Consider the following 22,207-nt stretch of genomic DNA (forward strand, 5'->3'; position numbering starts at 1 on the left):
TTGGCAAACTACACACACAGCGAATTGTCGCGCCCAAAGAGCAGGTCTTCAACGATGACTGCAAAATCCCGCGTTGCTGCTGCAAGGTCAAAAGGAATGGACCAGTTGACTTCTGACAGACGCTGTAAGTCAAACTGCTCAATGGCAATCATTACCTGTGATTCATCTACCCACATGTCCTTATTTTGGGCATCTTCAATGACTTTTTTCCAATTAAACGAGTAATGCAAAGCTATTTGCCATATATCTGCCAGGTCTTTGGCTTCGTTGCGTTGCAGTGCAGACAACTTATTGCTAAGGATGTTTGCTATGGTATCTGTTTGCGAAAATAAGGAGGTTGGTTGGGGCTTGCCTACACGATATGGCACATCATTTACAAATTCAATTTTTAACTGTAAACCGTTTTGGTTGATAAAGCATCTTGCAAATGAGTCGTATACGATAGCGATGTGCAGGCTTTGAAACTGCTGTTGTAACTCAGAGATGATTAGCTGGGTTTTTTGCTTGAAATCATCATCGTAATTAACAAAAAAATCCAGATCGTCAGAATACCTGTGATGCAGATATGCGCGGCTGAGTGCTGTACCGCCTGTCAGGTAAAATGAGGTAGGAATGCTATCCATGCATTTCAAGACACTATCTTGCAGCGGATAAAGTTGTTTTTCGTAGTATTCTTGCCACATGCTTATATCTTTCTTTGAGTGCGTTTGCTCTTAATCGGCTGATAATGTTTTCAGAAAGCATCTCAGGCAGTTGGGTAAAAGGGACGATTTCCAACAGTTTATACCATGAATAGCTTTCCAACAGGCGGAGATAGATTCGCTCAACGGTGATATAGCCTGTTTGATTTTTTTGCTTGCTAAGTACCTCATAAAGTTCCTCTGGGTCGCAATGTAAATCCCAAAAAACCTGTTTCAGGTGCTTTTTGATTTCTTCTTTTTCCATGGCAAATGCTGTGTTTGGTGCTTTTGCATCTTTTGCGGGTAAAAGTTGCATGGCTTGAGAACAAAAATAAGCAAAGTCCCGCGCATTTTGGCAGCCGTGCAATCCTTTTGTATCTTTGAGAGTCCCAAAACTGCTGCGCCGATGTTTTCTTCCGAATTTTCTACCGATGCACAAGACCAGTTTTTCGAGTCTGTACTGTTTGAAGCGACGGGTTGGGAACACCAGATTGAGGACATGCACTTTTTGCATGGCGGCTGTATCAACAATGCGGTGCGGCTGCAAACCAACCGCGATAAGTATTTTTTAAAATTCAACGAGTCGGCAGCAGCCTATGAGATGTTTGAGGCTGAAGCGCGGGGGCTGCGACTGCTGGCTGCAACTGAAACGCTGACCGTACCGCGTGTGATTCATGCAGGCAAACAACAGGGGCGGGCATATCTGTTACTTGAGTTTTTTGAGCCTACGATCCGGCAAGCAGACTATTGGGAACAACTCGGACGCGGTCTGGCTAATTTGCACCGCAACCGCCAGCAAAATTTCGGGCTGGCCTTCAATAACTACATTGGCAGCCTGCCCCAAAGCAACGAATGGATGAGCGACGGCATCGCATTTTTTGTGGAAAAACGCCTGCGCGTACAGGCAGGATTAGCCTATTACAATAATCTGTTAGACAGTGCTATGCTCCGGCAGTTGGACAGGTTCTACGACAAACTGCCCGACCTGATCCCCAATACCTCCGCCTCGCTGCTGCACGGCGACCTTTGGGGCGGAAACATCATCACCGGACACAGCGGCGAACCCTGCCTGATAGATCCTGCCGTTTATTTCGGTTTCCGCGAGGCAGAAATTGCCTACACGCAGCTTTTCGGCGGTTTCGAACAGCAGTTCTACGAGGCTTACCGCGAGGCGATGCCGATGGAGCCGGGCTTCCGCGAGCGCGTACCGATCTACAACCTCTATCCGCTGCTGGTACACCTGAACCTATTCGGGGAAAGTTACCTGAGCAGTATCGAACAAACTTTGCAAAGATTTCTGGATTGATTATTTTCCCAAAACCTAACACATATGGGACAACGGTTACAAAGTTTTTATCGCGAAGCAACAGAACTGGGCGGCGTGCCGGCGCGGACAAAACTCTCTATTATGACGCAGGTCTCCTCCATTGAAGCGACGATTCTGGAAGACAAACCCGAGTTGGTTGCCAAATTTGAAAGCGCCATGCTGCAAATCCGCAGAGATTTTGGCAAAGCTCCTGCTACGCTTGTGCAGACGGCTCCTTTACCACAAAGCAGCGCAGAAAGCGGTCAGGCAGAGAGCAGAAAGAACATCAGCCTGCTCAGCGATTTTTTTGCCCAGCGCGAACTGTACCTGCGCAATACTGATTTGCTGTTTTATCGCATCACAGAGTTGCTTTCGCAGACGATCAACGTAGAACGGGTGAGCGTCTGGCTGTATAATGAAGATCGTTCGGCGATTATTTGCCGCGATTTATTCACCAAATCTAACTCGCAGCACGTTGCCGGAGCGCGATTAGAGGCGCATATGTTCCCGCGCTACTTCGAAACTATCCGCAACGAGCGCACGCTGGCTGCCAATAATGCACACGTACATCCGGGTACGAGCGAGTTCAGCGAGAGTTACCTGAAACCATTGGGCATCAATTCCATGCTGGATGTGCCTATTTGGGTAAAGGGAGATATGATTGGCGTATTGTGCCATGAGCACATAGGTGCGCCCCGCATCTGGACGGCAGAGGAGGAGCAAATCGCTTACCTGATGGCAAATGTATTGGCCACTTTTATGGAATTTAACCAGACTGCATGAGTTTTAGCAACCGCATTACGGAACTTTTCGGCATCCGTTACCCAATCATTCAGGCGGGTATGGTGTGGTGCAGCGGCTGGCGATTAGCGGCCGCAGTTGCCAATGCAGGCGGTCTGGGCATCATTGGGGCAGGCTCTATGTACCCCGACGTACTGCGCGAACACATCCGCCGTTGCCGCGAAGCGCTGCAGTCCGGGGCGGTTTTCGCTGTCAACGTACCGATGCTCTATCCCGATATTGACAAACACATGGCAATTATCATGGAAGAGCGGGTGCCTGTCGTTTTTACCTCTGCGGGCAATCCTGCTGTGTGGACTGCCCCTTTGCAGGAGGCAGGCTGCCGCGTGGCGCACGTAGTCAGCAGCGTTAAATTCGCACAAAAAGCCGAGCAGGCGGGAGTCGATGCGGTAGTAGCCGAAGGTTTTGAGGCAGGCGGACACAATGGACGCGAAGAAACCACCACCCTCTGCCTCGTTCCGATGGTGCGGCGGGCAATCAAAATTCCGCTGATTGCTGCGGGCGGTATTGCCACAGGTGCGGCAATGCTGGCAGCCTTTGCGCTGGGTGCGGAGGGCGTACAGATCGGGACGCGATTTGCCGCTTCGGAAGAGTCTTCGGCACATCCCGCCTTCAAAGCCAGAGTAATCGGTCTGCAAGAGGGCGAAACCGAGCTTGTACTCAAGCAATTAGCCCCGGTGCGGATGATAAAAAACGAGTTTTACCAACAGGTAAAAACAGCAGAACTGCGCGGCGCTACCGTTGAGGAACTGCGCGCCCTCCTCGGTAGAGGGCGTGCTAAAAAAGGCATATTTGAGGGAGATTTGCAAGAGGGAGAATTGGAAATTGGTCAAGTAGCTGCCTTAGTAGATGCTATTAAACCTGCTGCACAGATAGTCAATGAAATCTGGCAGGAGTTCCGGCAGGAAGCCCGCAAACTAAGTCACTTGCTTGCATAAATCGTCGGCATTATATAGATTCAAGCCGCAGAAATGCGCTTAATTAAGCAAGTAAACTACTTTATGATCTTATATTACTACCAAAGCTACATGCGATTGCGCATGATGCGCTTGTGTTGCCTGTTGATACTATATTTGCTCCACTTTGGACTTGCGCAAGCCCAAACACCGCCCAAGTTCCGCCACCTTACTACTGCCGAAGGGCTGCCAAGCAATAGCATCAGCGCTATTTTTGAAGACAAAACAGGCTTTCTGTGGATAGGAACAGATGCAGGTCTGGCGCGGTACGATGGCAGAAATATGCAGGTTTTTCAGCATGACCCCAACAACGAAAATTCTATTGCAGGAAATAACATCTTTCAAATCACACAAGACGGCAAGGGCAACATCTGGGCAATGAGCGTCAGGCACTTGAACCGATACAACCCCGTTTTGAAGCAATGGAAACGCTATCCGCTGCCCTACGAATATCCTGTTTCGGCTGCCATCCATCCCTTATTTGCCGACAGCGAAGGGAACATATGGTGGGTGAAAGATAGCAAGGGTATTTATGAAGACGGCGCAGAGATTGCCTACCAGTCGTACCGCATCAAAACGGACAGCATCCAAACATACACTTTGCGTTTCCAAAGCAACCGAAAAGCGGGAACGCAACCCGACCGTTATTTTTTCCACAATTTATTTGAATACAAGGGCGAAGTCTATGGCGCAGGCGGCTTCATCAAATACGACAAAGCCCGCGATTGCTTGGTGCAAGTTCATCAGGGGGAAGGGCTACCCGCCGGCGGTCGCCTAAGCGTGATGACCCATGATGAACAGGGAATCGTTTACTATTTTGGCGGCGATCTAGGCGACTCTACCATGCGGTATGATTTACATACGCAAAAAGTACAACTTACCACATTGCCCAAGCATCTTAAAAATACGCGTACTTTAAGTTTAAAAGATGCGCCTTATCTATTACCGATCTCTACTCCTTTTTGCGCTTTGTATGACCGCGAAACTCATACCATTTGGGTAGGTTCTTATGCGGGGTTGGAAGAGATAAATCTTCGCGCTCAAAAACACATCAACCATACGAGCAATCCTTTTGACAACACTACCCTCCGAAACGACCGCATCGTCGCTTTGTACAAAGACAGCAAAGGGAATATTTGGGTAGGCACAGAAAACGGCTTGTCTTATTTCCCCTCACGTCCACTGTTTTACCATGAGTATCCGCGCTCTGTTACCGGCAAAGCTACGCTGTCCAATCGCGATATTCTTTCTATTACCGAGGATGCTGAAAGAAATATCTGGATGGGAACGAAAAATAAAATCTCCGTGTGGAACAGAGCGGCTAATGACTATACGACTGTTGCGCTGCCGATTCCGCAGGATAAACAAGTTGGCAATATGATAGAAACTCGCAGCATAGTTCATCAAAATAATCGGGCGTATGCCGCCACTTGGGGCGCAGGTTTGTATGAAATCAATCCTAAGAGCAAACAAGCCGCTTATTTGTCGCTGGTAACGCGCAACGCAGACCCAAAAGATGCTGAATATGTTAAGGCTTTATATAAACACTGTTTGCCATTCCTTAGCCACGTCAAAGCCGATGAACAAGGCAACATCTGGAGCATTGACTGGGGCATGGGCTTAGATTTGGCGTGTTACAATCCGCGCGCCCAACAGTTCACCCGTTATCCAATCCATAAAGATGTGGCCAACTTTCCGGAGCCGCATGATGGTATTAGGGGCGGACTGTTGATGAGTTTGGCTATCAGCCCCGATAAAATCTATGTAGCTACACAAGACCGCGGAGTCTATCTGTTTGACCGCCAAATGAGGCATTTCAACAATGTATTACAGCATGATTCCAGGGATCCGAATTCGCTTTCAAGTAACAACGTAAAGACGGTATTCTTCAGCCGGGCGGGCGAACTTTGGGTAGGTACGGAAAATGGGCTGAATCGCCTCAAAAAGGACGACACTTTTGAGCGCTTTCAGAACTTTCCCAATAATTACATTGCTGCTATTGAAGACGATGACAAAGACTTTCTCTGGGTAGCTACGCAAAACGGTTTGTGTCGCCTCAACCCGCGCACGGGTGATTTTACCTACTATACCTATCATCACGGGCTGCAAAGCGGCGGTTTTAATAACAATGCGATATTCAAAAGCAGCGGCGGTGAAATTTTTGTCGGCGGCGCCAATGGTTTCAATTATTTTCATCCCGACAGCGTGATTGCACGGCAAAACAAAATCGCGCCCCGCGTAGTGCTTACGCACCTGAAAGTACTCAACAGGGATTACGTACCACAGGACAGCGCGATAGAATTTCGCAAGGCAATTAATCTGGCGTCTGACGAGAACGACCTGCAATTTACTTTTGCTGCCTTAGACCTTACCGCACCCAATAACAACCGCTACGAGTACCGCCTGATACTGAAAGACAACGGCTGGTTCAATATCGGCAACAAGTCCGATACCTCGTGGGTAAGCATGGGCAACAACAATACGCTCAATTTGCCGCGCGTAGGTTTTGGTGAATATGTGCTGGAAGTACGCGCCTCTGCCGCGCCCGGTCCTTGGAGCAGCAGCGCCGATATTGCCCGCCTCTACCTCACCATCCGTGTGCCTTGGTATTTGAATAAGTACATTGTGCTGCCCTTGTTGCTATTAGCAGGAGTCGGAGCTGTAGGATACACAAACTACAGAGCCAAAGTCAAGGTACGCCAGTTGGAAGCCGACAAACAAAGGCTGGAAGAGGCAGTAGCCGCACGCACAAAAGAGTTGCAGGAAGCTAATGAGGAACTGCTTATGCAAAAAGAAGAAATTGAGCGGCAGGCAGAAAATCTCAGAGAAAGTAATGAGAGAATAAATGCGCTTGCAGCCGATCTGCAAAGCAAAAAAGTAGAGTTAGAAGAAAAAAACATAGAACTGGAAGAAAAAAATGCGACTATCTACAAGATACACAAGGGCTTAGCACACTCGGTCATCCATAGTTCAGCCGTATTTGAGCAACTGCTCAAAGAGGCAAGGGGGCGTACCAATGACCCTCGTGCCAAAGATATTTTAGAAAAGTTTGCTATGAATATGGCCATGCGCGGGCATTTGACAAGTTTTTTCCACTACAGCGAAGATGCCTTAACAAAAGGACGCGACGAACATGAGATACAGCAACTACTAACTGAAATGGTACATGCGTTGAGGAATATTGCTACATTCAGCGGGTTCAGGGTAAAAATCAATATTGAACGCCTTGATAAAGTACAGGTAAACGAGACACAGAACAGAGGAATTGGGCGGGTGCTCGTAGAACTTTACCACAACGCAGAAAAGTATTTGCAAACCACTAACGGGGAAGAGCCTTCCATCAGTCTGGCGGTTGTCCAGTCCGATGATTATTGGAAACTGCTCTACCGCGACAATGGCAAAGGCTATCCTGAAGCTATCGTGCGGCAGGGAGCAACAGCGCTCACCGATTTATACCGCTCTTGCAGCGATATGAGAGCCGTTCCACACATTTACAATGATAACGGCGCCTGTTTTGAGCTAACAGTTCAGAAATCTTCCTTGCCATGAAAGTGCTGATCGTAGAAGATGAGCCTGTGGTTGCTCGCCAGCTGGCTGATTTTCTTAACAGAAATGGTTATGAGGTGGTCGGTCATACGCTTACCGATGCTGAAACCCGCCTGTGGATCAGCACGGCGGCACAAAAGCCCGACTTGGCCATTATAGACCTGCGCCTCAGCGGGGGAGATATTAACAATCTGGATGGCTTGAAAGTCGCTGATTTTTTAAATCAGTTGCACGGTATTCGCGTGCTTTTCATCTCTGCGCTTGGTAGCGACAAGGCGATTTTAGAGCAAGCCAACAAGAGTTTCAGCAGCGACTACGCACTCGTTGTCAAAGGGCATTGGTCCAGTTTACAAAGCGCCCTGATAAAAGTGGAGGAGCATATCAGAAGAGATGCGCTGCCTGCCTACGAAACCGCAACAATTACCCTCACCGTTAACAGGCGGCAAAAAATCATCCGTCTGGCAAATATCGTGTACATGGAAACTCAACCCGGGGCGGTGGGGCGCATCGCCCTGATGATTGCAGGTGAGGAAAAATATAAGAATCAAGAACATATCTCGTTAGGCGGTTTCAGAGACCGGCTGATCAGCCAGTTCCCACATCTGAATCTGGGCAATGTATTCCTGCGCATACATGCCAGCTATATCATCAATGTCAACTACCTAGCAAGTTACAATAGAAACGAGGTCTTTTTGAAGGGCTACGACAAAGCTTTTCCTATCGGCAAGGTTTACAAAGACGCTTTTTTACGCTCGCTCGGCATATAAAAACTATTTACCACAGCAAATCTACTGTTTACCACAGGAAGCGAAAAAGCATTTTTAGGATACATTTTTTGCTTATATTTTGCATTATCAACCACGTAAATGCGATATAAGATGATTTTTTATGACTCTTTCCTTGACTAATCAAGGGTCGCCGTAACGCCGATTCTGACTGCTTGCCTTCGCGGATGCTTCGCTGCATCTCGATTTTTATCTCGCTGCCCTCATTACTATGCAAGATTTGTATAGTTCCTCATGCTACCCTTTCTACTGGTATTTCTGCAACAATCTAACTTAATCTAATCATGCCAAAATTTGTACCACCTAAAAACTTCAATACACGCAAGCATTTGAAAGTGGATGCTCCTTTTGTATTGCTGATGTGCCAGAAGCTCAAAGAAAAAATAGAACAAGACTGGCAAAAGAAGTGGGAGCCTAAATTTGGCGAATCGCTGGAGATGTGCCGTAAGAAACGCCGCTTCTCTGCGCTGGTAAATGAGCTACAGACAGATATTACTAAGGTATTCAAAGCCGCGCATCCTGAATTGAAAGGCGCACCGCAGCTATCTATTACGACGATTAAACGCCTGATCAACAATAATAAGCCCGGCGACTTTTTTCAGGAAAATCCGGGCAATATGCTGGCAATTTATGTGGGTTATCCCTCGTGGACAGCTTTCAAGGCTGCCCATCAGCAGGCTGTGGTAGTAGAAGCGCCGCCTTGTGCTACTTTTGCGCCTGAGCCTGATACAGATCCTGTATTATTATTCACCAGATCGCTGCATCGCCGCAGCTACCTGCAAAGAACATGGCACGTACATACAGGCTTCTTTGGCAGCCGCCTGCGCGATAAGGAAACAGTGCCAAACGATACAGTAGGGGGCGGATTACTAGATTGACGCAAGTATTCAGTCAAATTAAAGCGTGTCATGTCCTTGAGGTTCGTGTTAGTTACTTGCTGACTGTCAATTACTTGCACATTCTAAAGGAACTGTTCAAACTTCCGGATAATAAGAGGGCGACCCTTACCTTCAGAACGAGTTTTTAACTCAGGGTATCGCTCTCTTATTTTTTCTTCAAGTTCTTCCCTTTGATATTGCTAATGCAAACCTAAGAGGATGTGTTATGTTCTGTTGCACCACGTAAGTATTAGACTTTTGGTTGCTGATTATCAATTACTTGTCTTATTTTGCACCAAAATCACACATAAAGTTAAGCAAAAGCGGCAAGTATTTTTCATAATTTGAATAGCGATAAAAAGTGTAGAGCAGCTACCGGGTTGTCCGCTGACCAATGCCACCTTTGAAGGCGTCGAAGACTTAGTCGTAGATTTTTGAAAATTTTCAACTAAGCGCAGGCTTACATAGTTACAAATTAAAACATTCAAGTAGTTGATTATCAGTGTATTAAATTCTAAAAATCCTAATAATCGCCCTTTTACACGCCCTTTTATGTAAAAACAGGTTCAATATCGGTAGTATAGCCCTCTTGTTCCATTGCTTCATTAAGAACTTCACCAATTACCTGTATAGCTCCTACAGAGCAGAAAAAGGGCAGGACTGATTTCAATGCTACCCATATGCAATCTCTCTGGCTTGCATTTGAACATAGTTCCTTCGGGTTTGGGGATTTGTCCTTCCTCAAGGTGCTTTTGGGAAGACTATGTAGAAATGCAGCTTTTGGCAGCCAATAAAAAACGACATAACTTGACTGACGCTATATGCCAAGCTATGCCGCTAATTAAATTTAATCTTGCTTTCTTCAGCCAGAACCTCTAATTTAAAGCGTTTTGAGAGCTATAGAGTAGCAGAAAGAAGCAATAAAACGCATAAAAAAAGTAGCGGAGACGGGGATCGAACCCTCACAGCTATACAATTGATTTTGAGCGATTTATACCTCACGCATAAATAGGTGCAACCGAATTTGCAACCCATAAGGCTGCAAACCGCTCCCTCAATTGCACCCTAATCTTTCGGCTGAGCGTTTTTACCACTTCCGAAAGCTGCATTTTAAGCTCCTTAATCTCCTGCGAAAGCAAATTTAACTGCTCCTCGCCTACCCGAATACGACCGCGCCTGCGCCCTCTTTTTTGCGGTACATCTGCCAATGCGCTTGGCGAAGCGGCCGGATTTCCCCCATCCGAATCATCGAAAAAAGCGTCCCGGCTCAACCCAAAATAGCGCGCTATTTTAGATAGACTGATTACATCAGGGTTTTTACCGTCCGTTGTATAACGCCAAAACGCAACTCCTGTAATGCCTATTTCAGCCAGTATCTCTAATTGCGTTTTGCCGCTCTTTCTTTGCGCCTCCTCTACCAGATTTCGCAGCAACTCTCCTTTAAAATGGATCTCCATAACTTGTCGTTTTTAAGTTAAATCCACAGAATGCCAGCTTTTAGGTTTGTATAGCCGGATTCCTTCTATAAACTCAAAATCTTTGGTGTTGAATGTGTAAAGCTCTACGCCTTGCACCAGTGCAGTAGCGGCAATAAGGGCATCGGGTATTTGCAGGCGATTGCGGTGAGCCAACAACAAATCAACGAACCGTACAGATGTTGCCTTATCTATATGAAACAGCCCCATCTTACCCAGAAATGCTTTGGTTGTTCGTGCCTCATTTTTGCGCATACCATAATACAATTCTGCCACTGTAACCGCACTCACTGCCAAATTTGCGAAGCCGATTTCATCTATTTCCCGCAAAACCTGCGCATCGCCCCTTAGCGCTTTCAGGACTACACCTGTATCGCACATTACGATTTTCTTGCCCATGCCTGCTTTCTGATACTTTCTGCCGTTCGTTCATCATCAGCCCATGTACCTGCAAAATCGGAAGGCTTTTCGCCCTGCCTGAATTTACCCGGCACAAAGGCATTTTCGGGCTTTTCCACTTCCACATAGTCCAGTGTGGACAGAAAAGCCAGCAATGCCGAGCCTTTCCTCTTTTTTACGCGAACTACTACCGTTTCTGTTTCCATAACCGAAATAATCTTACACAAAGGTATTAACAAATTGTAATAAAAAAAAACCAAAGTGTTGGAAGTTAAATTTCTACTTATTAATATTGCAGCAAGTTAATTAATACATAGAAATATGTAGCCCGAACCCCTCATAATTATCATCCTTTTGCTGATTGCAGGATGGTTCGGGACGCGCAAGCCGCCCGGCAGGCGGAAAATCGCGTAACATGCGCTTCATACAGCCTGTAGAGATTCTTAAATTAATGGCAAAAGTAAACTTCACCCTTGAGCAATATACCGACCTGCTGTACGACATAGCAGATGCGTTGGGAGCAGCCAGCCACACCACGACCAACAACCCTGCGCTTCGTGCGGCAGGCGGCGCGTGGGCTTTTGGAAAGCGCTCGCAAGGCGGTTATCAAATGCGCTTCCAGGGCGCTCAAAAACCCGCATCTGATAGCTCCTTTCGCGCTTTCGACCGCAGAAGCAATCGCGGTTGCGGCGTTCATATACCCAACCTCCGATAACGAAGTAGCAGCCTATTGCTACCAGCAAGTCGGCTTCTATGTTAAAGAAGAGCTTGAACCGGAAGACTTAAAAGAGTAATTGCCGCTTCCTTGGGGATACCGGCGGCAGGGTAGGGGTTTTGCCCCAACCTTGCGCCAAGCGGAGCGACCGACCGCGAAACGTTCTTTTAGGCTCACCCAACAGGCGTTTAATGTGGCTGCTCAATGGCTTGTTAATGTGGCACTCCGCAGCAATTATTTTGAGCCGCCGATTGACGATTTGCAGGCATGGGATAGGCAGCACATTGTTATAGCGCTGTAAAATTTCTTCCGCTTCGGGCAGCAGCGGGATAATGGAGTACTCCCCCGACTTTTGGCGCTTGATACGCAACCAGCGCCGCCCATCTTCCACGCTGATATTTGCCGCGCAGACCTGTTTCAAATCCACGTATGCAAGCCCGGTGAGGCACTGGAACAGGAACAAGTCCCGTGTCCGCAGCATGGAGCGGCTGTCGTCGGTATATTTGCGGATGCGGTCTAACTCCTGTTCGGTCAGGAAAACGGGAACATCGGGCTTGCCGCGCTGCACTTTGTAGTGTTCTACTGCGCTGTACGGCAGTAGCTCCTCCCCTACTGCATAGCGCATCAGCATTTTTACATAGCCCAAATTGCGCCCCACATGGTCAATTCCGAACCGCTTGTTAGCCAGCAACCAGTTTTCATATTTGCGCATCCATGCCGTATTGATTTCCGATAGCTGTGCGTCGGGCGCAAACTCTTGCAAAAGGTTGTTTTTGGCGGTGTAAGTTTGCAGCGTCGCTTTGCTCAATTTGCCCGCCGCCGCAAGCGCCTGCTGTTGTTTGAGGTAGGCTTGTGCGACTGCCGTAAGCGTTTGAACGGGTGTGAGGTACGCCTCTTTTACGGCTTTTGCGCTTACGTGTTTGCCTCCTGCGGTGAGGCTGTTGTAAAGGTTGTGTAATTCGGCAAAAATCTGCTCTAACCGGGTGTTGGCTTCCAACAAAACAGCCCGCCCACTGCCTTTGGGCGGCGCGTCGAATCGTTGCGCTTTGGCGTTCCATAATTCTGTTGGCGCTTTAACGCCCGTGCTAAAGTCACCCGCCCGCTCTCCGGCAATCGTAATGCGGCAATAGATTACGCTTGTACCTTTGGGCATCTTTCTGCACAGAAATAACACATTCATTTTTTTATAATAAAGCTGATATGAAGTTAAGGGGCGCAAAGGTAGCGTGCAAGTTTGAGGCATACAGGTTACACCACTGTATCCGATTTTTGCAGGTGTAGCCGAATTTTACACCCAAATCTAACAGCCTGATAACCAACAAAAAAGCCCTTACAATGCGTGTTGTAGGGGCTTTAACATGGGCTCAAAACCAATTTTCGTAGCGGCGGAGACGGGACTGTAACTTTTGCAGTTTAAATACCCGCCAGCGGCTTTTTTCATGCCGCCACCGTATATGTACCCTTCTAAGACACCTTCATTAGCGGTTTCTTTTCCGGATACAGTTCCAGGACGGTGGCGGCCTCAGTCTTTCCCACCGCACCCAATCTATCCTCCAGCCTTCCTAATCGCTCAGCTAAAAGAGACTTCAAAAACTCCTTATCCCTTTTTAGCTCCTCAATTAGCGCGTCCTTTGCAGCCAGCAAGTCGTCGCTTGCAGAGCTTTGCGGTTTTTTCGTAGCTTTGATAGCAAAGCCATCGTTTTCGTACAGCCGCTCCATATCCACCTCCAACGCCTCGGCTATTTTTAAAATAACCTTTGTAGAAGCCTCCCCACGCTTAAACAGCATATGTAATGTAGATTCAGCGATTCCCGCTTTTTGAGATAACTCTTTGAGAGTTAAACTTTTAAGTGCGGCTAACTTTCGGATATTTCTCTCTATTGTTTCCATAGCGAAAAAAAAGTTTTCGTAGTTCTTGCTATTTAAAATTGTTTTCGTAGTTTTGCAAAGAGAAAGTATTAAAAGTACTTTCAGTACCAAAAGTAATCAAAATACCCCGATGAGCAAAAAAATAGATAAAACTATTGCAAAAGTCCACTGGGACTTTGATGCAGAGGTTTTAAAAAACATACGCCTCGCCGCTTTAAAACAGGGTGTTAGCCCTGCCAAATATGTGGAGGACGTAATGAAGTTGCATCTGGAATCGCTCCCTCCGATTGAATTAAAGGTTGCAGAAGACCAATCCGAATCGCAAGGCACATATAAGGGAGTGCCACTCCCATACTAAAAACTATGGAAACTATCATCCTGACAGCGTTTTTATTCGCTATCGTCGCAGTGGTTGCCATCGTCGCGTTTGTCGCGTTTCGTCAACCTCGCCAGCAGCCAGATCCTCCACCAGATCAACCGAAGGCTGCCGTTGGACTAAAGGTCTCTCACCGTAAAAAAGATGCAGTATGATACAATTCGACAAATTAAAGGAAGGAGGCAAAAAATGATTAATAAGCTAAAATCCAAAATAGGTCTCAGCATTTTGCTGGTTTGCTTTGCGCTGGTAGAACTCTCAAATTTTGAGAGCTTGTTCTACAAGTTTATGCTTGCCTTCCGTCCCGACTGGGGCGCATTCAACCACGTTGCCTCTCTTTTCCTTTCTTTCGGACTCCTATCGGCAATTATCGTGTACGGTATGCGCCGCGAAGCACTCATCAGCTGGGGATTGGCTGTTCTTGCAATTATCATTTCGCTGGGTGTATATTCGCAAATTAGTACCATCAGTTGGAACTGGGGCGACTGGCACATGGAGAACCTTGCCGTTGTAATTTTAGGGGTTGTTTGTCCCCTCATGGTAGCTCATACCACACACCGAATAGCCAACGAAGAAACCGAAGAGGATGAATTTGAGATAGAAGCCAACATCCGCAGGCAGGCGCGAAAGCTGAAGCAGAAGCGCCAACACCACGTGGCAGCAGGCAGCACTACTGCTCCACCTCCGCCTGAGCGCAAAACGAACGGCAAAATGCCGGACTATGAATTTGACATCGGAAATTTTTAGCAACCCTGCCGGAAGTTCCAACATCCCGCAGGGACTCAAAACCCAGCTATGAGTTCATAATTGAACCGACGCTTTGTAAAAATTGTGGAAAACCGTTCCACAAAAAAACAGCGCGCCATATCTACTGCTCTGACGCTTGCAGGTACGCTTACCACGAGCATAAAACGGGCAGAAAATTTTCAAAATTTAACAAATAAACGACCTTAAATACAATTTCTGATGAGGATTAAAAAAGGCGACCTCGCATACACGATGCAACGTGTCGCAGTTATCAGGCTTTATTACCAACGAAAATTCCGCAATTAACATGGCAAAAGTAAACTTCACCCTTGAGCAATATACCGACCTGCTGTACGACATAGCAGAGGCGCTGGGAGCAGCCAGCCACACCACGACCAACAACCCCACGCTTCGTGCGGCAGGCGGTGCATGGGCAGCGCGTGGGCTTTTGGAGAGCGCTCGCAAAGCAGTTATCAGATGCGCTTCCAGAGCGCTCAAAAACCCGCATCTGGTCGCATCTTTTGCGCTTTCAACCGCAGAAGCAATCGCAGTAGCGGCGTTCATATACCCGACCTCTGAAAACGAAATAGCAGCCTATTGCTACCAGAAAGTTGGCTTCTTTCTTAAAGAAGAACTTGAACCTGAAGCCTCCTTTGGAGCGCCTTTAGAGGACTTATCTGCGACACGATTAAACGTGTACGCGCCGGAGCAAGCCTAAATTTGCACCTGATTAATGTAGTTTAGTAATTGCCGCGTCCTTGGGGATACCGGCAGCAGGGTAGGGGAGCTTCCTTTACTTTGCACCAAGCAGGCTGCGCACCCTGCCTCACGTTCTTTTTCGCGCACCTTTTGCAGCAGGATTGTAAGGCTTCTGCTGCGCCACGAAGCCAGGCGCAATTAGGCTTCAAAACGTTCATCAGCGCCACTAAAAATACCATTAAAAATAGTTCCGGAATCGCTTGCTATGTGCCGAAACGGAACGTAAACTTGCAGCATAAAGCGCTGCTAACCAGACTTTTAGCGTTTACGTTGCGCACCAGAGCCACGGTGCGCAGCAGGTGGCTCAAACGCTCCTTTTTGCCCTTACAGGCATGGAATGCCTAAAAAAAACCCTCAAAAATGAGGGCTGGCATCGCCTTGATTTTTCTCAGAAAACGGCGATTTTTTTTGGTAACCGCCATGTAACTGTTCAGCGGCAAGCAATGTGTTATCCTTAAATAAGATAACCGTTCAAAAAAAATGTTCTTGTACTCAAATCCGTTTAACAATGTACAGTGAAAAAACCGACAGCGCGAAAAAAATGAAATTCGCGCAATTTGAAAGAAGCGGCAGCACATACAAGCATCGGATCTGCCGCTATAATGGGGACATCCTAATTGGATACTCCAAGCCTGCGGGCCAAGCCGAACCCTTTGCGCATGACAAAACCCTTTTACTAAGGGCAGTTCTGAGGAGATTGCTGATCAATAATGGCTATCTAAAAACCATGCAGTGGATGGAGATTTACAGGATTACCTCCTTAGACGAAAAAGACGACTTCCACATAGTAACGCTTATGCCTAATGGATACAGATTCTCGCCAGCCATGCTTCATAATTTTTCCAAAGCCGAAATGCAGCCATTAGCTGATATTTTCAATGAGTTTTATATGTCTTCCTTAGAGTTTTGCGGAGTGGAAAATCCTGAAAAGCCAAAAATACAAGAGATTCTTGGGCTAAGACCTGACTTGCAGCCACAAAAAACACAACAGCCGAAAGACAGGCTCCCCAATTTGGATACGATGATGTCCAAGCCTTACATCGCCAAAATAAGCAGCTGGGAAGAGTTTACAAACATCGTCCATAGGATGCGCTCCGATAAGCGCTTCGCAGTCGGAGAAGTGAACGCCTTCATAGCCAAAGCCATTGATAACAACCCGAAACTTCAGAAGTAATTATCCACTATCAAAACAGAGAAACCACCATGGAACACACCATCGTTTACGCACCAAACATGTCTTACTGCTTAAAGTCAGTTGAGACAAAGATTTTTGTAGAAGGGATTCACGAATCCCTCACTAAACTTTTCTTTTCAAAGCGAGCGTCGGAGTTCGATTTGCCTTTTTCAATGAATATTGAAAAAGAAAGCTCAAACTCTGAATACCGTTATTTTATCGTTTTCAAAAACACTGATTTCCGCTCAGGTGCAGTAGTTGAAGAGGAAATTCGCAAAATAGAGTCAAATATCGAAGAAGCGATTAGACATCTCAGAGACCTTTCAAAGCACATCGAATTTTACCGCGATTATATCGAAATGCGCCGCACGGAATCTGCTTAATCCACCCCAAAAACAGATAACCACCATGAAACCACGCCTCAACCGCAGCCAAGCCGAGGCTGCAATTAAAATATTTGTTTATTCAGAGCTGCTGGTAACGGCATTAGACGACTTCCACCATCAGAACGAAGCCATCCGGCGCACCTTGCTCAAAAACCGCATCAACCAACTCCGCAGCGAGCTTGCCGATATGCTCCGCAGGCTGTATGCAGCGCAGGGAGGCATCAGCGCCGAGGCTGAGATGCAATTTTACCAAAGCATTGACATCATAGAAAAAGCGCATTTGCAGCTATACGCTGCGCGTCTGGACGCGCTTCCGAAAGCAATCGCACTGCTGGAGATTTTCAACAAGGAGGTGCGCAATGATTATTGACTTAGATAATATCGTCCTGAGCCAGCGCGTGTACCAAAGCTGGCTGGCGCAATTAGCAATGTCCGCAGCCTCTCTGTCTGAAAAATACCCGAACCTGCGCACCGACGAAATCCCCGACGAGCAGTTCCGACTGCTTCCCAATGGGGCAGGGGAGGTTTTCGTCCGCATCCGGACAACGGAAATCAAAATGGCAGTCCCTGCCGATGAATGGCAATACGCTTAATCCACCATCGTCCGGCTGGGTGCAGGCTCAGCCGGATAAAACCACCACCACCATGTAATCAATATTTGTAGTTACCTATTACGAGTCCGAAATGATGCGCATATGCTTCGTAGCAGCGCAGTCGGAACAGGAAGCGCTTCGCTGCGCTTCCAAAGCGCATCCGCAGGCGCAGGACGCGGAAATTGCGCAGCGCGTCGAGTTTACCGAACTGCTAAACTTTGAACTTCCGCAGCGCATCCGCAAAATGAGAGAAGCGCAGAATTTATACTTCCGCTCCCGTGGCAACCAGCAACTGGCAGCAGCCAAAAGCGCAGAAAAAGAGGTTGATAAATGGCTCGCTGCATTCGGGCAGGAGTCGGCTAAGTCGCCCGAAGTCGTACAGCCTAAACTGTTTTGAGCGATGAAAACCAAGCCGATTCTATTTAGTACCCCGATGGTGAAAGCCATTCTGGAAGGTCGTAAAACCCAAACCAGAAGGGCAGTAAGCGGCTGAAGTCTTATATTGAATCTATAAAGGACTGCGAGCGCTCAATATAGCGCCATTTTCGCAGCCTCTTTTGCGCCATATTTAGCGCTTCCACGTGTTTGGAAGCGCTTTTTTTGTGCTATGCCAATAACAGTATCAGAAATCAGAAAAATGGTAGAGCAGCGCACCGGTGTGGCTGCCAAAGCCAACTCCAGAAGCAAAGGGAAGGTGGCTGTTACCTTTGCCGACCGACTGCCTGCCCCAATCGCAGAAGCGCTGGGGATGCGCTTGGAAGCGCGATACATCTGTCTGGATGTGGAAGAATGGACGCGCAGGTTAGATGCGCTTCCACAGGTGGCGGCTGCGCTGCCGCAACCCTCTGCGTCCGAGCATGAGCCGATTCAGGAAGCAGTTGTGTCAGCGCCCAGCCTGCCCGAAAAACAGCCCTCCAGCCTCGCTTTGAACCGGACAAATGCCGTGTCTGCATACCGACGCATTACGCCGCTTATCCGCAACGAGGCGCAGCCTTTGCCAGAACGTTACGCACCCGACGAAGCATCGCCTGTCCATTACGCCTGCACACGGCTCGCGCCTGTGCTAAAATACGCTGTTGAAATTGCCGAAAGGCAGGACACATGGCAGGCAGACAAAACCGCAGCGCAGATGCTCACTTCTGCAAAAGAAATGTTAGTCAGCCTCCAAAAATTAACCGACCCACGCGACCCAGCGAAAAACCTTCACCCAAGTATTCACGCTTTATTTCATCATTTAGAAAATGCAAAGACGACGAGTTGATTTTATCATACTGCATTGCACCGCCTCTCCTCAGAGCTGGGGCTGGCAGGCGCTCAGAGATTATTTTTTGAAAACCCTACGATGGAGCAGGGAAGGCTATCACGTAGCCGTTGAAGCCAACGGCACAGTAAAAAGGCTGGTAGACAACGAACTGCCTGCCAACGGCACGCGCACTTTCGTTGATCCGAACGGACGAATATTTGCCAACGTAAATGCGATCCACATTGCATGGATCGGTGGCATAGACAGGCAAGGCAATGCAGTCGTAAACATGACGGAGCCGCAACTGCGCAGCCTGCAGAACGTGCTTACCTGGTATGAGATCAATTATCCGAACGCCACTTTTTTGGGACACAATCAGGTAGCAGCTAAAATGTGCCCTTGCTTGGATGCGCGTCGTTTCCTGCCCACGTTGGGCATACCGGCTAACAGGATCTATCAGCACGACAACTTCAATATCAACCGCTTCAATATCCCTCGCGTAAAAAATGAGTCAGGCATTAGACTATCTTAATCATTACGGCATAGACCGCGAAAAACTGCCGACTGCGCTTAAAGATGCCGTCGAAGTGTTAGAGGCATATGAGATAGACCTCGCTGAAGAAAACCTATACGAAGAAGTATCGCGGACTGCGAATGCTTACCGCTTGTTAGACATCCAGACACATCGCGATTTGCAGGTGTGGTTTGCCAAGCAAAAAGAACATCCCGTGCTGATAGCCGAACCAGAGCCGGAATCAGAGCCAAAGCCGGAAGAGCAAGCACCCGAACACGCGCAGCCTGCAACTGAAACAGACGTAAAGTTTGAAATTCTCATCAACTTCCTGCGCTCGCGCAAAAAAACCCTGAAAATATGGGAGTTACGCGATGCGGGATATGATGTCAGCAAACTGCTTGCAGAAAAAACTGAGGTTGTTCACTCATTGCGCATCAGCAAAAAAGGCAGGCTTTTCCCTTACTACGAAATCGGCAGAGCATAAAGTTTTTGTTTAACAATACATATACATTTTACTTAAAATCAGTAACTTAGCACATGAATTTTTTAAAGCATCTGCCCAAATTAACAGCGCTGCTGGCCGATATGGTAGCCGGCAAACAGGTAAAAGCTGCGCAGACCGTTTACAGTATCGCCAGAGATGACTTGTCTGCCATTAACAATATGCTTACAGGCTTTTTTGGGCATATCCGGCATTTCTTTACCAGACAAGAGCAGCTGCACGAGCAGCGAATCGTTATGATTGTGAGCTTAGACGACGCATGCAGCGACCTTGTTTTTGCCTTCCATCACGTATCAAAAAAAGGTATTTCCCCACGACCGTACTACTACACTTACTCCGACGACCTCAAGTCCTTACTGCTGGACTCTATGATTAAAAATGAAGATTTAGAAAAGGCAGTACAGGAGTTTATTATCCGTATTACCTATACCGAGGAAAACCCTGAACATGAGCCAAAGCCGGCAAAAATACTTACAGCAGGTGATGCAGGAGTGCGCTGATGAACTGAGCGCACACCTGAGTATCAACCAAAAAAGAGAAACAGAAATTGTCTGGGATTTCATGCTGGAGCAGTACTCCAAGCATAAGGAAATGCCTGTTGCTGACATTTTGTTCAACCGAAAGCACAACTTCACATTTGCCAAAACGGTGATAATGTACTGCGCTAACGCAATCGGTTTTGATGCGGATTTTATTGCGCAAAAAACTCGTATGTCGGTCGGTTCAGTAAAAAAACAAATTCGTAAACACGGCAGGCAGATCGACGGTGCAGTTGGCAAACGTGGTATTTACTCAGTCATGCGGAGAGAGGCTGAAGCACTCATTAGCGCCGCACAAAAATTACTTAACTGTTTAGAACATGAGCGAAATAGTATCGCCGCTGGTGGCGGAGGAGAAAATCATTAGGGATTACAGCCTGCCCGACGCGGAAACCGTAGCAAGTCTGGACGATTTGTCGGATATGGAATCCGAAATAGCCGACAGCGATGAGGCATGGTCGCCTCCACCTAAGCGAAAGCCATTTTATGAGTTTGTTCCGCCTGTTCGGGAGGTGGATGAAGAGCTGCAAGACGTTATCCGCCAGCAGGCGGAGGAGGTCGAAGCCGAGCCGATGTCCTTTGCGCCACCGGCGGAAGACGAGTTGGACAGCCTGCTCGCTGACGCCGAAAGCGAAATAGACGCAAGCACGCTGCGCAGCAAGGCTGCCGCAAATGCCAAAATGTACGTGAGCATTGTTGATGGCGTAATCAGTAACGTAGTATTCCACTTTTTGCTCAAGATTCCGGAAGGCGAAATTATCCAAGCCACCAGCGCAGGAATTTTGCCCGATGACAGCGTACTGAAGTCCGTTCGGCAAATCAACGAGCGCAGTAAAGACGCTGCCAAAATACCAGAGCAGGCAATGCTCCAGGATGCGATCGCAGATTATATCCGGCACAGAGGCGCAAATGCGATTCTTGGTGCAGAAGCGCAACTGTTTACAACAATAGGCTATGTGAGCTTGATTTACGTAGGCAACGTTACTGCCTACATGCAGGAAGTAAAATCGGTACGCATGGAAATCCGGCAGGCACTGGAAAAAGCCAAAGAGAAAGGAGGCAAATAATGGCTCGCGAAAGTATGCTGGTGCTGGCCACCGGACACGTCGGAGTCGGCAAAAGCCACCAGACCTTGCTGGAGATAAAGAAGTACATCGTTCCCAACCCTGCCACAGGCTGGCGAGGCGGCAGCGTGCTGATATTCGACCCCAACAATGAAGCGGAACATTACGGCTTTATTCCGGTGCTGGATTTTGACATTGAAGAAGAGAACCCACGCAAGCGCTCCGAAGCCTTGCGGAAGGTGGTTGAGGCAAATAAAAAAGGCGTGCGCAGCATTTACCGCGTAATCGGTTATACCAAAGCAGGGCAGCCGATGTCCATCCAGCAAAAGTTAGACACCGCAATTACGCTGCTGCAAACCTACAAAAACGGACTGCTCCTGCTGGAGGACACCAGAAGCTATATAAAAAACTTCTTGGATACTGACATTGTAAGCAAGTTGCTAACCTTCCGCCACAGCAACTTGGATATTATCATCCACCTGCAAAGCCTTAGCCTCGTATCGCCGCAGCTATTTCAGGCTGCAAAGATTGTGCGCTTCCACAAGCAACTGGATGAGATAGACCGGTACAAAGACCGCGTGCCGAATTATCAGCTTTTCAAAATAGCCCAGAACTTGGTAAACAGGCGTTACAGGGAAGGCGAAAACCGTTTTTTCGTGTACGTTCACGCTGACAAGGAATTGATACAGGGAAAATATACAGAGGACGAGTTCCGCCAAGCCTGCGCCGAGTACCTGTACAAAAACCAGTCTGCTTACACTTCCGAGCAGTTTGAGATTGCGCAGCGCAACCCGAAAACCAACGCTCAGAAGTTGCGCACAATGGCACAAAAGGAGTGGACAGAGCGCCACTTGCGGTACATGGCAGGATAACCTTTTCTTGTTCCATTTTTAGGCAACT

The 22,207-nt window shown here is 47.7% G+C and carries 30 protein-coding genes; 23 read left to right on the forward strand and 7 right to left on the reverse strand.

What is annotated here, in order from left to right; translation table 11 throughout:
• Window positions 1-8 precede the first annotated feature (8 nt).
• On the reverse strand, window positions 9-683 hold the full coding sequence (locus ACWIP2_RS08935) for a nucleotidyl transferase AbiEii/AbiGii toxin family protein (protein WP_448519581.1): 675 nt from the start codon (window positions 681-683) through the stop codon (window positions 9-11).
• A complete protein-coding gene (locus tag ACWIP2_RS08940; RefSeq protein ID WP_448519582.1) occupies window positions 637-945 on the reverse strand; it encodes a hypothetical protein in 309 nt (102 codons plus the stop codon). The genes ACWIP2_RS08935 and ACWIP2_RS08940 overlap by 47 nt, the downstream gene beginning before the upstream one ends.
• Before the next feature lie 141 nt (window positions 946-1,086).
• Here ACWIP2_RS08940 and ACWIP2_RS08945 point away from each other — a divergent pair, with 141 nt between their 5' ends.
• From ACWIP2_RS08945 to ACWIP2_RS08970, 6 genes are all read left to right on the forward strand, one after another.
• Window positions 1,087-1,986 carry a fructosamine kinase family protein gene (locus ACWIP2_RS08945; protein ID WP_448519583.1) on the forward strand — a complete coding sequence of 300 codons (900 nt, stop codon included), beginning with the start codon at window positions 1,087-1,089 and terminating at the stop codon, window positions 1,984-1,986.
• Between the two features lie 24 nt (window positions 1,987-2,010).
• Entirely contained in the window at window positions 2,011-2,769 is a 759-nt protein-coding gene (locus ACWIP2_RS08950) for a GAF domain-containing protein (RefSeq protein ID WP_448519584.1), read from the forward strand.
• Window positions 2,766-3,725 carry an NAD(P)H-dependent flavin oxidoreductase gene (locus ACWIP2_RS08955; RefSeq protein WP_448519585.1) on the forward strand — a complete coding sequence of 320 codons (960 nt, stop codon included), beginning with the start codon at window positions 2,766-2,768 and terminating at the stop codon, window positions 3,723-3,725. The genes ACWIP2_RS08950 and ACWIP2_RS08955 overlap by 4 nt, the downstream gene beginning before the upstream one ends.
• A gap of 63 nt (window positions 3,726-3,788) precedes the next feature.
• Entirely contained in the window at window positions 3,789-7,292 is a 3,504-nt protein-coding gene (locus ACWIP2_RS08960) for a ligand-binding sensor domain-containing protein (protein ID WP_448519586.1), read from the forward strand.
• Window positions 7,289-8,056, forward strand: a complete 768-nt coding sequence (locus ACWIP2_RS08965) for a LytR/AlgR family response regulator transcription factor (protein WP_448519587.1) — start codon at window positions 7,289-7,291, stop codon at window positions 8,054-8,056. Before ACWIP2_RS08960 ends, ACWIP2_RS08965 begins: the two co-directional genes overlap by 4 nt.
• Window positions 8,057-8,358: 302 nt before the next feature.
• Complete coding sequence (locus ACWIP2_RS08970; protein ID WP_448519588.1) at window positions 8,359-8,952, forward strand: hypothetical protein; 594 nt, start codon at window positions 8,359-8,361, stop codon at window positions 8,950-8,952.
• A 998-nt stretch (window positions 8,953-9,950) separates the two neighbouring features.
• On the opposite strand, the gene ACWIP2_RS08975 is transcribed toward ACWIP2_RS08970, so the two are convergent.
• From ACWIP2_RS08975 to ACWIP2_RS08985, 3 genes are read right to left on the reverse strand one after another with little or no spacing between them, the layout of a single operon-like run.
• Window positions 9,951-10,409 (reverse strand): helix-turn-helix domain-containing protein, encoded by a 459-nt coding sequence (locus ACWIP2_RS08975; protein WP_448519589.1) that lies wholly within the window; start codon window positions 10,407-10,409, stop codon window positions 9,951-9,953.
• A 12-nt stretch (window positions 10,410-10,421) separates the two neighbouring features.
• Window positions 10,422-10,826 (reverse strand): PIN domain-containing protein, encoded by a 405-nt coding sequence (locus ACWIP2_RS08980; RefSeq protein ID WP_448519590.1) that lies wholly within the window; start codon window positions 10,824-10,826, stop codon window positions 10,422-10,424.
• On the reverse strand, window positions 10,808-11,032 hold the full coding sequence (locus ACWIP2_RS08985) for a hypothetical protein (RefSeq protein WP_448519591.1): 225 nt from the start codon (window positions 11,030-11,032) through the stop codon (window positions 10,808-10,810). Before ACWIP2_RS08985 ends, ACWIP2_RS08980 begins: the two co-directional genes overlap by 19 nt.
• 209 nt (window positions 11,033-11,241) lie before the next feature.
• Here ACWIP2_RS08985 and ACWIP2_RS08990 point away from each other — a divergent pair, with 209 nt between their 5' ends.
• A complete protein-coding gene (locus ACWIP2_RS08990) occupies window positions 11,242-11,541 on the forward strand; it encodes a hypothetical protein (protein ID WP_448519592.1) in 300 nt (99 codons plus the stop codon).
• Between the two features lie 67 nt (window positions 11,542-11,608).
• Here the strand turns inward: ACWIP2_RS08990 and ACWIP2_RS08995 are convergent, their stop codons facing one another.
• Both ACWIP2_RS08995 and ACWIP2_RS09000 read right to left on the reverse strand, forming a co-directional pair.
• Window positions 11,609-12,721, reverse strand: a complete 1,113-nt coding sequence (locus tag ACWIP2_RS08995; protein ID WP_448519593.1) for a phage integrase SAM-like domain-containing protein — start codon at window positions 12,719-12,721, stop codon at window positions 11,609-11,611.
• Between the two features lie 284 nt (window positions 12,722-13,005).
• Window positions 13,006-13,431, reverse strand: coding sequence for a helix-turn-helix domain-containing protein (locus ACWIP2_RS09000; protein ID WP_448519594.1), 426 nt, complete (start codon window positions 13,429-13,431; stop codon window positions 13,006-13,008).
• Between the two features lie 109 nt (window positions 13,432-13,540).
• Between ACWIP2_RS09000 and ACWIP2_RS09005 the strand changes: the two genes are divergently transcribed.
• The 16 genes from ACWIP2_RS09005 (at window position 13,541) to ACWIP2_RS09080 (ending at window position 22,179) form a co-directional block, all read left to right on the forward strand.
• Window positions 13,541-13,768, forward strand: coding sequence for a hypothetical protein (locus tag ACWIP2_RS09005; RefSeq protein ID WP_448519595.1), 228 nt, complete (start codon window positions 13,541-13,543; stop codon window positions 13,766-13,768).
• 5 nt (window positions 13,769-13,773) lie between these two features.
• Window positions 13,774-13,941: a hypothetical protein gene (locus ACWIP2_RS09010; protein WP_448519596.1), complete on the forward strand. Its 168-nt coding sequence runs from the start codon at window positions 13,774-13,776 to the stop codon at window positions 13,939-13,941.
• 34 nt (window positions 13,942-13,975) lie between these two features.
• The gene (locus tag ACWIP2_RS09015; protein ID WP_448519597.1) at window positions 13,976-14,533 is read left to right on the forward strand and encodes a hypothetical protein; all 558 of its coding nucleotides are present in this window, start codon (window positions 13,976-13,978) and stop codon (window positions 14,531-14,533) included.
• 259 nt (window positions 14,534-14,792) lie between these two features.
• A complete protein-coding gene (locus ACWIP2_RS09020; protein ID WP_448519598.1) occupies window positions 14,793-15,251 on the forward strand; it encodes a hypothetical protein in 459 nt (152 codons plus the stop codon).
• A gap of 777 nt (window positions 15,252-16,028) precedes the next feature.
• Window positions 16,029-16,466, forward strand: a complete 438-nt coding sequence (locus ACWIP2_RS09025) for a hypothetical protein (protein WP_448519599.1) — start codon at window positions 16,029-16,031, stop codon at window positions 16,464-16,466.
• Window positions 16,467-16,495: 29 nt separating this feature from the next.
• Window positions 16,496-16,849: a hypothetical protein gene (locus ACWIP2_RS09030; RefSeq protein ID WP_448519600.1), complete on the forward strand. Its 354-nt coding sequence runs from the start codon at window positions 16,496-16,498 to the stop codon at window positions 16,847-16,849.
• 25 nt (window positions 16,850-16,874) lie between these two features.
• Complete coding sequence (locus ACWIP2_RS09035; protein WP_448519601.1) at window positions 16,875-17,222, forward strand: hypothetical protein; 348 nt, start codon at window positions 16,875-16,877, stop codon at window positions 17,220-17,222.
• Window positions 17,212-17,445 (forward strand): hypothetical protein, encoded by a 234-nt coding sequence (locus ACWIP2_RS09040; protein WP_448519602.1) that lies wholly within the window; start codon window positions 17,212-17,214, stop codon window positions 17,443-17,445. Before ACWIP2_RS09035 ends, ACWIP2_RS09040 begins: the two co-directional genes overlap by 11 nt.
• Before the next feature lie 91 nt (window positions 17,446-17,536).
• Window positions 17,537-17,842 (forward strand): hypothetical protein, encoded by a 306-nt coding sequence (locus tag ACWIP2_RS09045; protein ID WP_448519603.1) that lies wholly within the window; start codon window positions 17,537-17,539, stop codon window positions 17,840-17,842.
• 210 nt (window positions 17,843-18,052) lie between these two features.
• A complete protein-coding gene (locus tag ACWIP2_RS09050) occupies window positions 18,053-18,706 on the forward strand; it encodes a hypothetical protein (protein WP_448519604.1) in 654 nt (217 codons plus the stop codon).
• Window positions 18,687-19,220 carry an N-acetylmuramoyl-L-alanine amidase gene (locus ACWIP2_RS09055; RefSeq protein ID WP_448519605.1) on the forward strand — a complete coding sequence of 178 codons (534 nt, stop codon included), beginning with the start codon at window positions 18,687-18,689 and terminating at the stop codon, window positions 19,218-19,220. The genes ACWIP2_RS09050 and ACWIP2_RS09055 overlap by 20 nt, the downstream gene beginning before the upstream one ends.
• Window positions 19,195-19,686: a hypothetical protein gene (locus tag ACWIP2_RS09060; protein WP_448519606.1), complete on the forward strand. Its 492-nt coding sequence runs from the start codon at window positions 19,195-19,197 to the stop codon at window positions 19,684-19,686. The genes ACWIP2_RS09055 and ACWIP2_RS09060 overlap by 26 nt, the downstream gene beginning before the upstream one ends.
• 53 nt (window positions 19,687-19,739) lie before the next feature.
• Window positions 19,740-20,204 (forward strand): hypothetical protein, encoded by a 465-nt coding sequence (locus ACWIP2_RS09065; RefSeq protein WP_448519607.1) that lies wholly within the window; start codon window positions 19,740-19,742, stop codon window positions 20,202-20,204.
• Window positions 20,185-20,610: a hypothetical protein gene (locus ACWIP2_RS09070; RefSeq protein WP_448519608.1), complete on the forward strand. Its 426-nt coding sequence runs from the start codon at window positions 20,185-20,187 to the stop codon at window positions 20,608-20,610. The genes ACWIP2_RS09065 and ACWIP2_RS09070 overlap by 20 nt, the downstream gene beginning before the upstream one ends.
• Complete coding sequence (locus ACWIP2_RS09075; protein ID WP_448519609.1) at window positions 20,564-21,310, forward strand: hypothetical protein; 747 nt, start codon at window positions 20,564-20,566, stop codon at window positions 21,308-21,310. The genes ACWIP2_RS09070 and ACWIP2_RS09075 overlap by 47 nt, the downstream gene beginning before the upstream one ends.
• A complete protein-coding gene (locus ACWIP2_RS09080; protein ID WP_448519610.1) occupies window positions 21,310-22,179 on the forward strand; it encodes a hypothetical protein in 870 nt (289 codons plus the stop codon). Before ACWIP2_RS09075 ends, ACWIP2_RS09080 begins: the two co-directional genes overlap by 1 nt.
• Window positions 22,180-22,207 lie beyond the last annotated feature (28 nt).

The organism is Rhodoflexus sp. (genome assembly GCF_053489755.1).

Bases quoted from the DNA above. Each gene is read 5' to 3' on its own strand.
- ACWIP2_RS09045 (WP_448519603.1), top strand. From the start codon at position 17,537: ATGATGCGCATATGCTTCGTAGCAGCGCAGTCGGAACAGGAAGCGCTT.
- ACWIP2_RS09050 (WP_448519604.1), top strand. From the start codon at position 18,053: ATGCCAATAACAGTATCAGAAATCAGAAAAATGGTAGAGCAGCGCACC.
- ACWIP2_RS09030 (WP_448519600.1), top strand. From the start codon at position 16,496: ATGGAACACACCATCGTTTACGCACCAAACATGTCTTACTGCTTAAAG.
- ACWIP2_RS08970 (WP_448519588.1), top strand. From the start codon at position 8,359: ATGCCAAAATTTGTACCACCTAAAAACTTCAATACACGCAAGCATTTG.
- ACWIP2_RS08960 (WP_448519586.1), top strand. From the start codon at position 3,789: ATGATCTTATATTACTACCAAAGCTACATGCGATTGCGCATGATGCGC.
- ACWIP2_RS09040 (WP_448519602.1), top strand. From the start codon at position 17,212: ATGATTATTGACTTAGATAATATCGTCCTGAGCCAGCGCGTGTACCAA.
- ACWIP2_RS08955 (WP_448519585.1), top strand. From the start codon at position 2,766: ATGAGTTTTAGCAACCGCATTACGGAACTTTTCGGCATCCGTTACCCA.
- ACWIP2_RS09075 (WP_448519609.1), top strand. From the start codon at position 20,564: ATGAGCGAAATAGTATCGCCGCTGGTGGCGGAGGAGAAAATCATTAGG.
- ACWIP2_RS09055 (WP_448519605.1), top strand. From the start codon at position 18,687: ATGCAAAGACGACGAGTTGATTTTATCATACTGCATTGCACCGCCTCT.
- ACWIP2_RS08990 (WP_448519592.1), top strand. From the start codon at position 11,242: ATGCGCTTCATACAGCCTGTAGAGATTCTTAAATTAATGGCAAAAGTA.
- ACWIP2_RS09005 (WP_448519595.1), top strand. From the start codon at position 13,541: ATGAGCAAAAAAATAGATAAAACTATTGCAAAAGTCCACTGGGACTTT.
- ACWIP2_RS09060 (WP_448519606.1), top strand. From the start codon at position 19,195: ATGAGTCAGGCATTAGACTATCTTAATCATTACGGCATAGACCGCGAA.
- ACWIP2_RS08980 (WP_448519590.1), bottom strand. From the start codon at position 10,826: ATGGGCAAGAAAATCGTAATGTGCGATACAGGTGTAGTCCTGAAAGCG.
- ACWIP2_RS08945 (WP_448519583.1), top strand. From the start codon at position 1,087: ATGTTTTCTTCCGAATTTTCTACCGATGCACAAGACCAGTTTTTCGAG.
- ACWIP2_RS09025 (WP_448519599.1), top strand. From the start codon at position 16,029: ATGGAGATTTACAGGATTACCTCCTTAGACGAAAAAGACGACTTCCAC.
- ACWIP2_RS09015 (WP_448519597.1), top strand. From the start codon at position 13,976: ATGATTAATAAGCTAAAATCCAAAATAGGTCTCAGCATTTTGCTGGTT.
- ACWIP2_RS08975 (WP_448519589.1), bottom strand. From the start codon at position 10,409: ATGGAGATCCATTTTAAAGGAGAGTTGCTGCGAAATCTGGTAGAGGAG.
- ACWIP2_RS08950 (WP_448519584.1), top strand. From the start codon at position 2,011: ATGGGACAACGGTTACAAAGTTTTTATCGCGAAGCAACAGAACTGGGC.
- ACWIP2_RS08940 (WP_448519582.1), bottom strand. From the start codon at position 945: ATGGAAAAAGAAGAAATCAAAAAGCACCTGAAACAGGTTTTTTGGGAT.
- ACWIP2_RS08935 (WP_448519581.1), bottom strand. From the start codon at position 683: ATGTGGCAAGAATACTACGAAAAACAACTTTATCCGCTGCAAGATAGT.
- ACWIP2_RS08965 (WP_448519587.1), top strand. From the start codon at position 7,289: ATGAAAGTGCTGATCGTAGAAGATGAGCCTGTGGTTGCTCGCCAGCTG.
- ACWIP2_RS08995 (WP_448519593.1), bottom strand. From the start codon at position 12,721: ATGAATGTGTTATTTCTGTGCAGAAAGATGCCCAAAGGTACAAGCGTA.
- ACWIP2_RS08985 (WP_448519591.1), bottom strand. From the start codon at position 11,032: ATGGAAACAGAAACGGTAGTAGTTCGCGTAAAAAAGAGGAAAGGCTCG.
- ACWIP2_RS09080 (WP_448519610.1), top strand. From the start codon at position 21,310: ATGGCTCGCGAAAGTATGCTGGTGCTGGCCACCGGACACGTCGGAGTC.
- ACWIP2_RS09035 (WP_448519601.1), top strand. From the start codon at position 16,875: ATGAAACCACGCCTCAACCGCAGCCAAGCCGAGGCTGCAATTAAAATA.
- ACWIP2_RS09000 (WP_448519594.1), bottom strand. From the start codon at position 13,431: ATGGAAACAATAGAGAGAAATATCCGAAAGTTAGCCGCACTTAAAAGT.
- ACWIP2_RS09010 (WP_448519596.1), top strand. From the start codon at position 13,774: ATGGAAACTATCATCCTGACAGCGTTTTTATTCGCTATCGTCGCAGTG.
- ACWIP2_RS09065 (WP_448519607.1), top strand. From the start codon at position 19,740: ATGAATTTTTTAAAGCATCTGCCCAAATTAACAGCGCTGCTGGCCGAT.